The 14,321-nt window shown below is 64.9% G+C and carries 11 protein-coding genes; 9 read left to right on the top strand and 2 right to left on the bottom strand.

Features of this window, described 5'->3' with window-relative positions:
• Positions 1-84: 84 nt before the first annotated feature.
• The 7 genes from JQ635_RS30875 (at position 85) to JQ635_RS30845 (ending at position 8,763) form a co-directional block, all read left to right on the top strand.
• Positions 85-513, top strand: coding sequence for a globin family protein (locus JQ635_RS30875; RefSeq protein WP_211413561.1), 429 nt, complete (start codon positions 85-87; stop codon positions 511-513).
• A 10-nt stretch (positions 514-523) separates the two neighbouring features.
• Positions 524-1,741: an NAD(P)/FAD-dependent oxidoreductase gene (locus JQ635_RS30870; protein WP_211413560.1), complete on the top strand. Its 1,218-nt coding sequence runs from the start codon at positions 524-526 to the stop codon at positions 1,739-1,741.
• 1 nt (position 1,742) lies between these two features.
• Positions 1,743-4,445 (top strand): nitrate reductase, encoded by a 2,703-nt coding sequence (locus JQ635_RS30865; protein WP_211413559.1) that lies wholly within the window; start codon positions 1,743-1,745, stop codon positions 4,443-4,445.
• Between the two features lie 291 nt (positions 4,446-4,736).
• The gene (locus JQ635_RS30860; RefSeq protein WP_211413670.1) at positions 4,737-5,633 is read left to right on the top strand and encodes an SMP-30/gluconolactonase/LRE family protein; all 897 of its coding nucleotides are present in this window, start codon (positions 4,737-4,739) and stop codon (positions 5,631-5,633) included.
• A 19-nt stretch (positions 5,634-5,652) separates the two neighbouring features.
• On the top strand, positions 5,653-6,492 hold the full coding sequence (locus JQ635_RS30855; protein ID WP_211413558.1) for an aldo/keto reductase: 840 nt from the start codon (positions 5,653-5,655) through the stop codon (positions 6,490-6,492).
• A gap of 189 nt (positions 6,493-6,681) precedes the next feature.
• A complete protein-coding gene (locus JQ635_RS30850) occupies positions 6,682-7,623 on the top strand; it encodes a DMT family transporter (RefSeq protein ID WP_211413669.1) in 942 nt (313 codons plus the stop codon).
• Between the two features lie 60 nt (positions 7,624-7,683).
• Positions 7,684-8,763 (top strand): zinc-binding dehydrogenase, encoded by a 1,080-nt coding sequence (locus JQ635_RS30845; protein WP_211413557.1) that lies wholly within the window; start codon positions 7,684-7,686, stop codon positions 8,761-8,763.
• 4 nt (positions 8,764-8,767) lie between these two features.
• Here JQ635_RS30845 and JQ635_RS30840 read toward each other — a convergent pair whose 3' ends face one another.
• Positions 8,768-9,229 carry an Lrp/AsnC family transcriptional regulator gene (locus JQ635_RS30840; protein ID WP_027571162.1) on the bottom strand — a complete coding sequence of 154 codons (462 nt, stop codon included), beginning with the start codon at positions 9,227-9,229 and terminating at the stop codon, positions 8,768-8,770.
• 136 nt (positions 9,230-9,365) lie between these two features.
• Here JQ635_RS30840 and JQ635_RS30835 point away from each other — a divergent pair, with 136 nt between their 5' ends.
• Together JQ635_RS30835 and JQ635_RS30830 are read left to right on the top strand one after the other, a co-directional pair.
• Complete coding sequence (locus JQ635_RS30835; RefSeq protein WP_211413556.1) at positions 9,366-11,729, top strand: transketolase; 2,364 nt, start codon at positions 9,366-9,368, stop codon at positions 11,727-11,729.
• A gap of 326 nt (positions 11,730-12,055) precedes the next feature.
• Positions 12,056-13,486 (top strand): aldehyde dehydrogenase family protein, encoded by a 1,431-nt coding sequence (locus JQ635_RS30830; RefSeq protein ID WP_211413555.1) that lies wholly within the window; start codon positions 12,056-12,058, stop codon positions 13,484-13,486.
• A 268-nt stretch (positions 13,487-13,754) separates the two neighbouring features.
• Here the strand turns inward: JQ635_RS30830 and JQ635_RS30825 are convergent, their stop codons facing one another.
• Positions 13,755-14,180: a DUF5071 domain-containing protein gene (locus tag JQ635_RS30825; RefSeq protein ID WP_211413554.1), complete on the bottom strand. Its 426-nt coding sequence runs from the start codon at positions 14,178-14,180 to the stop codon at positions 13,755-13,757.
• Positions 14,181-14,321 lie beyond the last annotated feature (141 nt).

The following is a 14,321-nucleotide window of genomic DNA, read 5'->3' as shown; positions in this document are numbered from 1 at the left end:
GAAGACTCTCTGATGACGTTTGACCCATGAACCTTGTTCGCAACGGCGCGCACCAAGGCAGACCGAAACAGACAGGAGAACATCATGACGCCCGAACAGATTACCCTCATTCAACAGAGCTTCGCCAAGGTCGCTCCGATCTCGGAGCAGGCTGCGGTGCTGTTCTACGATCGCCTGTTCGAAGTGGCGCCATCGGTGCGCGCGATGTTTCCCGAGGACATGACCGAGCAGCGCAAGAAGCTGATGGGCATGCTCGCCGCCGTGGTCGGCGGCCTGTCGAACCTCGAGACGATCCTTCCCGCGGCCTCGGCGCTCGCCAAGCGTCACGTCGCCTATGGCGCCAAGGCCGAGCACTACCCCGTGGTCGGCGCGACCCTGCTGTGGACCCTCGAAAAGGGTCTTGGCGAAGCCTGGACGCCCGAACTCGCTGCCGCCTGGACCGACGCCTACGGCGTGTTGTCCGGCTACATGATGTCCGAGGCCTACGGCGCGCAAGCGCAGGCCGCCGAATAGGAGATGCCTTGTGAGTGAACCGCTGGTCATCGTCGGTAACGGTATGGCGGCCGCGCGTCTGGTCGACGAGCTCGCCAAGACCGCGCTCGGCCGCTACGCGGTCGCCGTGATCGGCGAAGAGCCGCGGCTCGCTTACAATCGCGTGCTGCTCTCCTCCGTGCTTGCGGGGGAGACCGGCTCGCACGAGATCGAGCTCCGGCCGGCCGACTGGTGGCGCCATCGCGGCGTCACGGTGCGCTACGGCTATCGCGTCACCGAGATCGACACCGGCCGCCGCGAGCTCAAGATCGCGGGCGAAGAGAGCATGGAATATTCCAAGCTCGTGCTTGCGACCGGCTCGACGCCGCTGCGGCTCAATGTGCCCGGCGCCGATCTTGCCGGCGTGCACACGTTTCGCGATACGCGCGATGTCGACCTGCTGCTGACGCTGGCCGCCGCCAAGAAGCGCGTCGTCGTGGTCGGCGGCGGTCTGCTCGGACTTGAAGCGGCCTACGGCCTCGCCAAGGCCGGCGCGCCGGTGACGCTGCTGCATCTGATGGACCGGTTGATGGAGCGTCAGCTCGACGCGCCCGCTGCCGACCTGCTCAAGACGCTGGTCGAGCGCAAGGGCATCCGCATCCTGCTCAATGCCAGCACGAAGTGCATCCATGGCGATGGCCATGTTCAGGCCGTTGAGCTTGCCGATGGCAGCCGCATCGAGGCCGATGCGGTGATCTTCGCCGCCGGCATCAGGCCGAACGTAGCGCTGGCGAAAGAGGCGGGGATTGCGGTCAATCGCGGCGTCGTCGTCAACGACGTGATGCAGACCTCCTCGTCCGACATTTTCGCGCTCGGCGAATGCGCCGAGCATCGCGGCACCTGCTATGGCCTGGTCGAGCCCGCCTATGAGCAGGCGCGGGTGCTGGCACGGCATCTCGCCGGCCGGCCCGCCGCCTATCAGGGCAGCGTGGTCTCGACCAACCTCAAGGTCTCCGGTGTCAGCGTGTTCTCCGCCGGCGACTTCATGGGCGGGGACGGCAGCGAGAGCCTCGTCCTGTCGGATCGCAGGCGCGGCACCTACAAGAAGCTCGTGATCGCCGACGGCCGGCTCACCGGCGCGGTGCTGATCGGCGATACCGTCGATGCGCTCTGGTATCTCGAGCTGATCCGCAATCGCGACAAGGTGGCGGCGATCCGCACCGACATGATGTTCGGCCGCGTGCTCGCGCAGCCTTCGAAAGCGGCTTGATATGACGGCGATCGATCCAAATCTCCGCGCGACCCGAACGACCTGCCCCTATTGCGGCGTCGGCTGCGGCGTGCTGGCGACGCCCGACGGCAAGGGCGGCGCGGCGATCGCGGGCGATCCTGACCATCCCGCCAATTTCGGCCGGCTGTGCTCGAAAGGTTCGGCGCTCGGCGAGACCGTTGGGCTCGAGAGCCGGCTGCTCTATCCCATGATCCGCTGCAAGGGCGTGCTCGAACGTGTCGCCTGGAGCGATGCGCTCGATCATGTCGCCCATCGCATGCAGCACATCGTGGCGCGCGACGGCGCCGATGCGGTTGCGTTCTATCTCTCCGGCCAGCTCCTCACCGAGGACTATTACGTCGCCAACAAGCTGATGAAGGGTTTCGTCGGCACGGCGAACGTCGACACCAATTCGCGGCTCTGCATGTCGTCCTCCGTTGCCGGCCATCGCCGCGCCTTCGGCGCCGACACTGTGCCCGGTTGCTACGAGGATCTCGACCAGGCCGATCTCTTGGTCTTCGTCGGCTCGAACGCGGCCTGGTGCCACCCCGTGCTGTTCCAGCGCATGCTGAAGAACAGGCAGGAGCGCGGCGCGCGCATGATCGTGATCGATCCGCGCCGCACCGACACCGCCAGCGACGTCGACCTGTTCCTCGGCCTCAAGCCCGGCACCGACACCGCCTTGTTCTCCGGCCTGTTCGTGCATCTCGCCGACAACGGCGTGCTGGACCAGGACTACATCGCCCAGAACACGAGTGGATTCGACGATGCGCTGGCCCGCGCGCGCAACATCGCCGGCAGCATCACCGCGACGGCGCTTGCCACCGGCCTTTCCGAGCAGGACGTCGCCACCTTCTTCAAGATGTTCCGCGACACCGGGAAGGTCGTCACGCTCTATTCGCAGGGCGTCAACCAGTCGGCGCAGGGCACCGACAAGGTCAACGCGATCCTGAACTGCCATCTCGCCACGGGCCGCATCGGCAAGCCTGGTGCCTCGCCGTTCTCGCTCACCGGCCAGCCCAACGCGATGGGCGGCCGCGAGGTCGGCGGCCTCGCCAATATGCTCGCCGCCCATATGGGCTTCACGCCGCCCGACATCGACCGGGTCAGGCGGTTCTGGAAGGCGCCGCGCATCGCCACGCATGAAGGCTTGAAGGCGGTGCAGCTGTTCGAGGCCATCAACCGCGGCGAGGTCAAGGCGCTGTGGGTGATGGGCACCAACCCCGCGGTGTCGCTGCCCGACGCCGACATGGTTCGCGACGCCCTGAAGAAGCTCGAGCTGTTCGTGGTCTCCGAGAACGTGCTCTCCAACGACACGGTCGAAGCCGGCCCGCATGTGCTGTTACCTGCGCTGGCCTGGGGCGAGAAGTCGGGCACGGTGACCAATTCAGAGCGGCGCATCTCGCGCCAGCGCTCGTTCCTGCCGGCGCCGGGCGAAGCGCGTCCCGATTGGTGGATCCTGAGCGAGACCGCAAAGCGCCTCGGCTTCGGCGACAGTTTTAATTACAAATCCGCGGCCGATATCTTCCGCGAGCACGCCGCGCTCTCGGCCTTCGAGAATGATGGTAGTCGCGATTTCGACATCAGCGCGCTCACTTCTCTGTCCGACGAAGCCTTCGACGCCTTGAAGCCGGTGCAGTGGCCGGCGCGCGAAGGTGCTTCGCCGGGCGAGCGCTTCTTCGCGGACGGCGGTTTCTTCACCAATGACCGCAAGGGCCGCTTCATTGCGCCGGAGGTGCCGGCGCTGCGCGGCGAGACCGGTCCGTCGCGTCCCCTAAGGCTCAACACCGGGCGCATCCGCGACCAGTGGCACACCATGACGCGCACGGGGCTCAGCCAGCGGCTCGGCGCGCATCTGCCCGAGCCGTTTGTCGAGATCCATCCCGATGACGCCGGCAAATACGGCATCGCCCATGACGGCTATGCCCGCATCACCACCGATTACGGCCAATGCATCCTGAAGGCCGTCGTCAGCGAGCGGCAGCAGCGCGGGACGCTGTTCGTGCCGATCCACTGGAGCGCGATGAACACCTCGCACGGCCGCGTCGGCGCGCTGGTGCAGTCCTTCACCGACCCGTTCTCGGGCCAGCCGGAAGCCAAAGCCACGCCGGCCGCGATCGCGCCCTATGAATTCGTCTTCCGCGGCTTCGCGCTGTCGCGCAAGCAGCTCGATCTGCCGCAGAACCTGTTGTGGACCCGCGTCACGGTGGCGGGCGGCTTCGGTTATCTCTTCGCCGACAACGCGGACCTCGCCCGTTGGCCGGCCTGGCTCGAGGGCATCGCCGGCGAGGACGTTGCCGAGTACCGCGATTTTGGTGGTGGCGTCTATCGTGCCGCTTCGTTTGCAGGTGACCGCATCGAGACCTGCCTGTTCGTCGGGCCCGGGCACGACGCCGGCGATTGGGAGGTGGTGAAGAGCCTGTTCGTGGCCGATCAGGTCACCGACGATCAGCGGCGCATGCTGCTGTCCGGCAAGTCCAGCGAGGGCGCCGCCTCGACCGGCCCGATCGTCTGCGCCTGCTTCGGCGTCGGCCGCGGCACCATCTGCGACACCATCGCGAGCGGCGCGCGCACCGCCGCCGAGATCGGCGCCAAGCTCAAGGCCGGCACCAATTGCGGCTCCTGCATCCCCGAGCTCAAGCGCCTGATCGCGACGACGGAAGTGCCCGCGCAGCCGGCGAAGGTCGCGAGCGCGGCGGGGTAGGAAGTCTCTCCGTGGTCGTCCCGGCCTAGCGCGCAATTGCGCGCGGGGGGCCGGGACCCATACCGCGGAATCTATCGATCGCGGACGGTATCAGTCCCGAACGGCAAGCCTTCGCCAAACTTCTCCCTGGGGTTATGGGTCCCGGCCCCCCGCGCGCAATTGCGCGCTAGGCCGGGACGACAACGGTGTGTGTGGCACAAGCCATCACTCTCAACGCTACCATTCGACGGGCTCGCCATTGTGCCCTATGCTGCCGCGCATCCCGCCAGCCCAACAACCATAACAACAATGATGTACCTGGAAACGCCGCCGCGCCTGATCGAGACCAGGCTCTTCTCCGCGATGCCCGACAAATTTCGCCGCAAGGGCGAGCGGACCGACTGGGCTGACGCCAACCGCCCGGGCATGCCAACGGACTCCTTTATCGAAGGTCCGTCGTTCGATAGCGACAGCAATCTCTACATCGTCGACATTCCGTTCGGCCGCATCTTCCGCATTGCGCCCGACGGCGAATGGTCGCTGGTGATCGAATATGAGGGCTGGCCGAACGGACTGAAGATCGCCGCCGACGGCCGTATCCTGGTCGCGGACTACATGCATGGCATCATGGAGCTCGATGCGAAGGCTGGCCGTATCAAGCCCATCCTGACCGCGCGCAATTCGGAATCGTTCCGCGGCTGCAATGACCTGCATCTAGCCTCCAACGGCGACATCTATTTCACCGATCAGGGCCAGACCGGTCTGCATGATCCCAGCGGCCGCGTCTATCGTCTCGCACCGAATGGACGGCTCGACTGCCTGATCGACACCGGCATCAGCCCGAATGGTCTCGTACTCGATCCAACCGAGACCGTGTTGTTCGTCGCGATGACGCGCGACAATGCGGTGTGGCGGCTGCCATTCATGAAGGACGGCAGCGTGTCGAAAGTCGGCCGCTTCTGCTCGCTGTTCGGCACCAGCGGTCCTGACGGCATGACCATGGATGCGAAGGGGCGCCTGTTCGTCGGCCATGCCTCGCTTGGCCATGTCTTCGTGTTCGCGCCGAATGGCGAACTGATCGCGCGGATCAAGTCGTGCGCAGGGCCGAATTGCACCAATGTTGCAATCGGTGGCGAAAACAAGGATCGGCTCTATATCACGGAGTCAGCGACCGGCAGCGTGCTGGTCGCCGACATCAGCGGTCTCTAGAGCACCTGAAGGAACAAGCATGAACACTCACCCCTTCGGCAAAACCAACGCCAACGTCTCCGTCATCGGGCAGGGCACCTGGTATCTCGACCATGGCGACCGCAAGCGCGCGATTGCCGCACTTCAGCGCGGGCTCGATCTCGGCATGACGCATATCGACACCGCCGAGATGTATGGCGATGCCGAGCTCGTCATTGCCGATGCGATTGCAGGCCGGCGCGACGAGGTGTTCCTCGTCTCGAAAGTGCTGCCGAGCAATGCTTCGCGCCGTGGCACCATCACGGCGTGCGAGCGTTCGCTGAAGCGGCTGAAGACCGATCGACTCGATTGTTATCTGCTGCATTGGCGCGGTTCGTATCCGCTCGATGACACCGTCGCCGCCTTCGAGGAGCTCGTGAAGGCTGGCAAGATCAAGTCCTGGGGCGTCTCCAATTTCGATGCCGACGATCTCGATGAGATCCTCGATGTCGCAGGCGAGGGCCGCATCGCCTGCAATCAGGTGCTCTATCATCTCAAGGAACGCGCCATCGAGCATGCGGTGATCCCGTGGTGCGAGCAGCATGATGTTGCCGTCGTCGCTTATTCACCATTCGGTCACGATGATTTTCCGGATGCGCGCAGCAAGGGCGGCGCTGTGCTCGCGCGCATTGCGGAGGCGCGTCGTGCGACATCACGTCAGGTCGCGCTGAGCTTCCTCACCCGTGCGAATACGGTGTTCGCGATCCCGAAGGCGTCATCCGCCGAACATGCTGGCGCGAATGCGGCGGCCGGTAATCTCGTGCTGACGAAAGAGGAGATTTTGGCGCTCGATGCGGCGTTTCCGCGCGGCCCGAAGCCGCGTGGACTGCCCATGCTGTAGTGCACAAACGCCCATTATTAATGGAGTATTTACGCGCGCGGCGGTCTGCGCATATCGGCATCCTGTTTTCGGAAGTTGTGAAAGCGGCGCATTTGTCGTTTTTTACGACTGCACTCGAATCGCATTTTTTCCCGAGTTCCAGCCGTGACCCCGCCGCCAGCCGTAGCCGCAAGGCTCGACAGTATTTCCGTGCCCATGCCCGAGAAGAAGCATGTCGGCCGCCGCGCACCCGCGCGCGTCGATCATCCCTTCAAGGGCATCGCACTGATCCTGCTGTCGACGGTGTTCCTCGGCTGCTCCGACACCGCCGCGAAATATCTGTCGACCAGCCTGCCCTCGATCGAGATCACCTGGATCCGCTTTCTCACCTTCGCGCTGATGTTCACGCCGGTGATGCTGCGGTCCTCGCCGTACTACGCGATGCGCACCGAGCGTCTCGGATTGCACGTGATGCGCGGCGCGGTGCTGCTCGGCTCCTCGCTGTTCTTCATCACGGGCCTCGGCTTCCTCCCGATCGCGGAGGCGTCGGCTACCGGCTTCGTTGCACCGTTGTTCGTCACTGCGCTCTCGATCGTCTTCCTCGGCGAGAAGGTCGGCATGCGACGCTGGTTCGCCACCGCGCTCGGCCTCATCGGCGTGCTGATCATCCTGCGGCCGGGCACCAGCGCGTTTCACCCCGCTGCGTTCTTCCCCGTCGTCTCGGCGGCCTGCTGGGCCGGCACGCTGATCCTGACGCGGATGATGAGCGGCCGCGAGGCCGTCGTCACCACCATGGCCTATTCCTCGCTGACCGGCCTTGCGATCCTCACCGCAATCGTGCCGTTTGTCTGGGTGACGCCGTCCTGGACCGCGATCGCGCTCGGCATCTTCATCGGCGTCGCCTCGACCGCCGGCCAGTGGATCGTCGTGCTGGCCTATCGCTACGGCGATGCCTCGGTGCTGGCGCCGTTCTCCTACTCGCAATTGTTGTGGGTCAGCATTCTCGGCTTCTTCATCTTCGGCGAGGTGCCGAGCATCTGGACCATCGTCGGCGCGGCCTTCATCGTCGCCAGCGGTCTCTACATCGCCCATCGCGAGCGCGTCCGCCGCGCCTCGCTCCTGGTGCTGGAAGAGCGTTCCCCGAACGCCTGACGCAATATCGCAGCTCCCGCTTCGTGATATCAACGGCTCCAACAACACGGGAGGAGCCGGATGCGGGCTGCGATTTTCAGGGACGGTGAGATTGTCGTCGGCCAGATGGCCGAGCCGAAGCCGGGCCAGGGCCAGGTTCTGGTCAAGACGCTCGCCTGCGGCATCTGCGGCTCCGACCTGCATGCGCGTCAGCACGCTCCGCGCATGGTGGAGATGGCAAGGAAGACCGGTCGCACGCCGATGGATTTGTCGCGCGATGTCGTGTTTGGTCACGAGTTCTGCTGCGAGATCGTCGATTACGGCCCGGGCACTGAACGTCGGCTCAAGCCTGGGACGCATGTGTGCTCGCTGCCTGCGCTGCTGACGCCGGAGGGCATCAAGGGCATCGGTTATTCCAACGAATTTGTCGGTGGCTATGCGGAAGCGATGCTGCTGAGCGAGCCGTTGTTGCTCGAAGTGCCCAATGGTCTTGCGCCGGAACACGCTGCGCTCACCGAGCCGCTGGCGGTCGGCGTTCACGCCGTGGCGAAAGCCAACATAAGCGGCGGTGAGGTGCCGCTCGTGATCGGCTGCGGGCCGGTCGGGCTCGCTGTCATCGCCGCGCTGAGGATCAAGGGCCTGCATCCGATCGTCGCCGCCGACTATTCCCCGGCGCGTCGCGCGCTTGCGGCAAAGCTCGGCGCCGATGTCGTCGTCGATCCCAGGGTGTCGCAGCCGTATGCGACCTGGGCCGAGCACGCGCAAATGTCCGAGGCGGAGAAGGCGGCGCGGCCGCCGCTCCAGGCGATGCTGCCGGCGCTGAAACCCGCGATCATCTTCGAATGCGTCGGCGTGCCCGGCCTGTTGCAGCAGGTGTTCGAAGGCGCGCCGCGCGATGCGCGCATCGTCGTGGTCGGCGTCTGCATGGAGACCGACAGGAGCGAGCCCATGCTCGGCATCATGAAGGAGCTGAACGTCCAGTACGTGCTCGGCTACACGCCGGAGGAGTTTGCCGCGTCACTGCGCCTGATTGCGGAGGGGCAGGTGGATGCCGCGGCAATGGTGACGGCGGAAGTCGGCATTGACGGCGTCGCCAAGGCCTTCGCGGATCTCGCCAATCCGGAAGTCCACACCAAGATCATCGTGCAACCGTGGCGGTGAGGGCCTATACCGGCAGCGCGATCGAGTACTTCACCTGGCTCAGCGCAAAGCTCGACTCGATCGAGGCGATGCCGTCGAGCCGGGTCAGCTTGGTCTTCAGGAAGGTCTCGTAGGAGGCGAGGTCGGCCGCCACGACGCGCAGCAGATAGTCGCGATTGCCGGTCATCAGATAGCATTCCAGCACCTCATCCCATTTCGAGATGGCGCGGGCAAAGCGGTTGAGGTCCTCCTCCTTCTGCCGCGCCAGCTTGATCGAGATGAACACGCTGACGTGCAGTCCCAGCGCCTTCTGGTCGACGGTTGCGACATAGCGCGAGATGACGCCGCGCTCCTCCAGCAGCTTGACCCGGCGATGGCAGGGCGAGACCGAGAGCCCGACCTTGTCGGCGAGCTCCTGCATGGTCAGGCGGCTGTCGTTCTGAAGGTGGCTGAGGATCTTGCGGTCGATGGCGTCGAGCTCGGGCATTGGGATGAAACCTGTTTCTGGCGGGCTAGGTTGGTAAAATATCCCAATAATCGGAGGTATGGCGCGAAAAATTGAGAAGTTTGGCGCCGGCCGCAGGCGTATCATCGTCAGAACCTGTTTCCGGGAGCGCATTGCCATGCCCGTTGATTCCGCCCGTCTCGATACGTTGACCGCTCTCAGCCGCAAGGCGCTGTGGCTGTCGTCCTGGACCATCCACCACGCCAACCACATCCGCGCCAACGCTGATGGACTCAAGGTCGGGGGACATCAGGCCTCCTCCGCCTCGCTCGCCACCATCATGTCGGCGCTGTATTTCCACGTGCTACGGCCCGAGGACCGCGTCGCGGTGAAGCCGCATGCGAGCCCGGTGTTCCACGCCATCCAGTATCTGTTCGGCCGGCAGAGCCGGGAGAAGCTGGAGAACTTTCGCGGCTTCAAGGGCGCGCAGTCCTATCCCTCGCGCACCAAGGACGTCGACGACGTCGATTTCTCCACCGGCTCGGTCGGCCTCGGTGTCGCGCAGACGCTGTTCTCTTCGCTGGTGCAGGACTACGTCAAGGCGCATGGCTGGATGAAGGACCGCCGCGAAGGGCGGATGATTGCCCTGGTCGGCGATGCCGAGATGGACGAAGGCAACATCTTCGAATCCCTGGCAGAGGGCTGGAAGCACGGTCTGCGCAACACCTGGTGGGTGGTCGACTATAACCGCCAGTCGCTCGACGCCGTCGTGCGCGAAGGTCTCTGGGAAAAGTTCGAGACCATGTTCCGCAATTTCGGCTGGGACGTCGTCATCGTGAAATACGGCCGTCTGATGCGCGAGGCCTTTGCTGAGCCCGGCGGCGAGGCGCTGAAGCGCTGGATCGACAATTGCCCGAACGCGCTCTACGCCGCGCTCTGCTTCCAGGGCGGCGCCGCTTTCCGCAAACATCTCCATGACGAGATTGGCGACCAGGGGCCGATCACAAAGCTGATCGACAAGCGCAGCGACGAGGAGCTGCTGGCGTTGATGTCGAATCTCGGCGGCCACGACATGGCGAGCATGCTGGAGGCGTTCGAGTCCATCGACCACGACCGCCCGGTCTGCTTCATCGCCTACACCATCAAGGGTGTCGGCCTGCCGTTCCAGGGCCACAAGGACAACCATGCCGGCCTGATGACGGTCGCGCAGATGGAGAAATATCGCGACAGCCAGAACATCCGCCCCGGCCATGAATGGGACAAGTACGAGGGCCTCGCGCAATCCGCTGCCGAGCTCGATGCGTTCCTCGCAAGCGTGCCGTTCAACCAGGACGGCCGGAGGCTGACCGCGCCGGTCATCGAGGTGCCCCAGCAGCTCAGCTTCAAGCCGTCGCCGCAGATGTCGACCCAGCAGGGTTTTGGGCTGGTGCTCAACGAGATCGCGCGCGGCGACAGCGAACTCGCAAAACGCATCGTGACGACGTCGCCTGACGTCACAGTCTCGACCAATCTCGGCCCCTGGGTGAACCGGCGCGGCCTGTTCGCGCGCGCGGAGAAGGCGGACTTATTCCGCAGCGAGAAAATTCCGTCGACCTACAATTGGGACGCCTCGCCCAAGGGCCAGCATCTCGAGCTTGGGATTGCCGAGATGAACCTGTTCATCATGCTCTCCGCGCTCGGCCTGTCGCACCAGATCAACGGCGCGCGGCTGCTGCCGGTCGGTACGCTCTACGATCCCTTCATCGAGCGCGGGCTCGATGCGCTGAACTATGCCTGCTACCAGGATGCGCGCTTCATGGTGGCGGCAACGCCCTCGGGCATCACGCTCGCGCCCGAAGGCGGCGCGCATCAGTCGATCGCGACGCCGCTCATCGGCATGGCGCAGGACGGGCTCGCCTCGTTCGAGCCGGCCTTCGTCGACGAACTCGCCGTGATCATGGCTTTCGGCTTCCAGCACATGCAGCGCGATCCGGGCGAGGGCGGTTCCGTTTATCTGCGCCTCTCGACGCGCAGCATCGAGCAGGCGCAGCGGATCATGACGCCGGAACTGCAGCAGGGCATCACCGACGGCGCCTACTGGCTGCGCAAGCCGGGCCCGAATGCCGAGGTCGTGATCGCCTATACCGGCGCGGTCGCGCCCGAGGCGATCGAGGCCACCGGCTTCATCGGCGAGAGCCGCCGCGACGTTGGCCTGCTCGCGATCACCTCGGCGGATCGCCTGCATGCGGGTTGGACCGCCGCGCGGAAATTGCGGCGCGACCGCCGCGGCGTGCAGCATCTCAGCCACATCGAAAAGCTGCTGGCGCAGCTCCCCCGCGACTGCGGCATCGTGACCGTGATCGACGGCCATCCCTCCGCGCTCGGCTGGCTCGGCAGCGTCCGCGGCCATCGCGTCGAGGCGCTCGGCGTCGAGCAGTTCGGCCAGACCGGCAGCATCGCGGACCTTTATCGCCACTACGGCATCGACGCCAACGCCATCATCGATGCGGCCGAAACCCTCACCACCGGCGCGCCGGTGCTGCATCGGAAGATGGCGGTGTAGTCGAGGTAACCGGCCGCATGGGCCCCGGCTCTGCAGCGCACCGCTGCGCCGGACGATGCTTCGCATCGCCGGGGAAGCGCTGCGCTGCGTCCGGGACACGAGAGTGTTTGCATCCGTTCTAATCTTGTGTCCCGGACGCGGCGCGACATGAAATGTCGCGACGCAGAGCCGGGACCCATGGCCGCTTGCCTCGCCTCAAATCGCGCCCCATATTCCGCGCGTCCGCCGCAACGCTGGCCCCGCATATGGCGGGTTCAATTGCCGGCGCTTTCGTGCAAGGATGCCTGCCGAAACGCCCCCTCCAAGCCCCCAAGAAGAGGTTAACGATGGTCAATCGCATGCAATTCTACATCGACGGCGCCTGGGTCGATCCCGCCGTCAAGAAGTCCACCGCCGTGGTCAATCCCGCGACGGAAGAGGCGATGTACGAGGTTGCGCTCGGCTCCAAGGCCGATGTCGACAAGGCCGTTGCCGCCGCCAAGCGCGCCTTCGCAACGTTCTCCCAGACCAGCCGCGAGGAGCGCGTCGCGCTGCTCTCGAAGATTATCGAGGTCTACAAGACCCGCATCAAGGAGATCGGCGCCGCCGTCTCCGACGAGATGGGCGCCCCGCTGCCGATGGCGGAGAAGCTGCAGGCCGGCGCCGGCCTCGGCCATCTCATGACCACGCTCGACGTGCTCAAGAACTATCATTTCGAGGAGCCGGTCGGCACCGCCATGGTGCTGCGCGAGCCGATCGGCGTGGTCGGCATGATCACGCCCTGGAACTGGCCACTCAACCAGATCGCCTGCAAGGTCGCGCCTGCGCTCGCTGCCGGCTGCACCATGATCCTGAAGCCGTCGGAGTTCACCCCGACCTCGGCGCTGATCTTCGCGGAAATCCTCCATGAAGCCGGCGTGCCGAAGGGCGTGTTCAATCTCGTCAACGGCCTCGGCCCCGAGGTCGGCGCCGCCATGAGCGAGCACCCCGACATCGACATGATCTCTTTCACCGGCTCGACCCGCGCCGGCATCGACGTCGCCAAGCGCGCAGCGCCGACCGTCAAGCGCGTCAGCCAGGAGCTCGGCGGCAAGTCGCCGAACGTCATCCTCGAAGGCGCCGACCTCACGAAGGCGGTGACCGGCGGCGTGATGCACATGTTCAACAACTCCGGCCAGTCCTGCAACGCGCCCTCGCGCATGATCGTGCCGGCCTCGAAGATGAAGGAAGTCGCCGCGATCGCGAAGGCCGTCGCCGACAAGACCAAGGCCGGCGATCCGCGCGGGGAAGGCACCACCATCGGCCCGGTCGTCAACCGCGGCCAGTGGGACAAGATCCAGGCGCTGATCAAGAAAGGCATCGACGAGGGCGCAACGCTCGTCGCCGGTGGCCCGGGCCTGCCCGAAGGCGTCAACAAGGGCTTCTATGTCCGTCCGACCATCTTCGCCGACGTCACCCCTGAGATGACGATCGCCCGTGAAGAGATCTTCGGACCGGTGCTGACCATCATCGGCGCCAAGGACGAAGCCGACGCCGTGCAGATCGCCAACGACACGCCCTATGGCCTCGCTGGTTACGTCTCGGGTGCGACGGTCGAGGACGCCAAGCGCGTCGGCCGCCAGATCCGCGCCGGCAACGTCAACCTTCAGGGCGTGCCCAACGACCGCACCGCGCCGTTCGGCGGCTACAAGCAGTCCGGCAACGGCCGAGAGTGGGGCAAGTACGGCCTCGAGGACTTCCTCGAAGTGAAGGCGGTGGCCGGCTTCAACGCGGCTTAAGTTTCAGCTGCTGAACGTACAAGACGCCGGAGCGGGAAACCGCCCCGGCGTTTTTTGTTTCGTCATTGCGAGCGAAGCGAAGCAATCCAGAATCCTTGCGCGGAGACAATCTGGATTGCTTCGCTTCGCTCGCAATGACGGAAGAGGGATCTCGTAGGGTGGGCAAAGGCGCGCTCTTCGCGCGACGTGCCCACCATTCTACGACGAACAGGAAATGGTGGGCACGCTTTCGCTTTGCCCACCCTACGAAACGTGCCTGATGTTGGCATCAATCCAATTGAGGTCTTTCGGGATCGTCCCGAAACCAGTCAAATTTCTGAAGGACCGATCGAGCCTGCTCGTCCAGCTGCTCCGCGACTTCGTGCGGCTTGGGCGCATAGCAAAGCCGTTCAAGCTCGGGGCGAAACTCCTCGGTGTCGGTCTTCGCGAGCGCATCGATCAGGATGCTGATCACCCAGTATTTCCAAACGTCGTCGTCGGACTTGAGGACGTCCCGGATATGCGGTTTCAGCGGAGCCCCGAGCGAAGCCAGAAACGGGGCCAGGACGCGCGCGACCGGCCAATTGCAGTCGCGAAGCCAGCCGACAAGTTCGCCGAGAATAGGGGCCACCTTGGGATAACCGGCATCGACCGCAGCATGCGCACGCTCCAGGTCGGCTTTCCCGGTTGGGATGAGATCGCTGAGGTCGTCCATCGTTTGGCAATCATTCCTGTGAATGGTGGACTCGTACCCCACTCGCAATGACGGAGCGCAGACTTCGTAGATTCCATGGGGCGGTGAGCGTGGCCTTTCCGATAGGTTTGGGTTTCCACACTCGAACCCACGGAGAGCCAG

The organism is Bradyrhizobium iriomotense, assembly GCF_018130765.1.
GTDB classification, from domain to species: domain Bacteria; phylum Pseudomonadota; class Alphaproteobacteria; order Rhizobiales; family Xanthobacteraceae; genus Bradyrhizobium; species Bradyrhizobium iriomotense_A.
Note: the sequence above shows the minus strand (reverse complement) of the source record. Positions and strands in the feature narration are given on the sequence as shown.

Coding starts and splice junctions, on each gene's coding strand:
- JQ635_RS30875 (WP_211413561.1), top strand. CDS start 85: ATGACGCCCGAACAGATTACCCTCATTCAACAGAGCTTCGCCAAGGTC.
- JQ635_RS30835 (WP_211413556.1), top strand. CDS start 9,366: ATGCCCGTTGATTCCGCCCGTCTCGATACGTTGACCGCTCTCAGCCGC.
- JQ635_RS30840 (WP_027571162.1), bottom strand. CDS start 9,229: ATGCCCGAGCTCGACGCCATCGACCGCAAGATCCTCAGCCACCTTCAG.
- JQ635_RS30860 (WP_211413670.1), top strand. CDS start 4,737: ATGTACCTGGAAACGCCGCCGCGCCTGATCGAGACCAGGCTCTTCTCC.
- JQ635_RS30855 (WP_211413558.1), top strand. CDS start 5,653: ATGAACACTCACCCCTTCGGCAAAACCAACGCCAACGTCTCCGTCATC.
- JQ635_RS30825 (WP_211413554.1), bottom strand. CDS start 14,180: ATGGACGACCTCAGCGATCTCATCCCAACCGGGAAAGCCGACCTGGAG.
- JQ635_RS30830 (WP_211413555.1), top strand. CDS start 12,056: ATGGTCAATCGCATGCAATTCTACATCGACGGCGCCTGGGTCGATCCC.
- JQ635_RS30845 (WP_211413557.1), top strand. CDS start 7,684: ATGCGGGCTGCGATTTTCAGGGACGGTGAGATTGTCGTCGGCCAGATG.
- JQ635_RS30865 (WP_211413559.1), top strand. CDS start 1,743: ATGACGGCGATCGATCCAAATCTCCGCGCGACCCGAACGACCTGCCCC.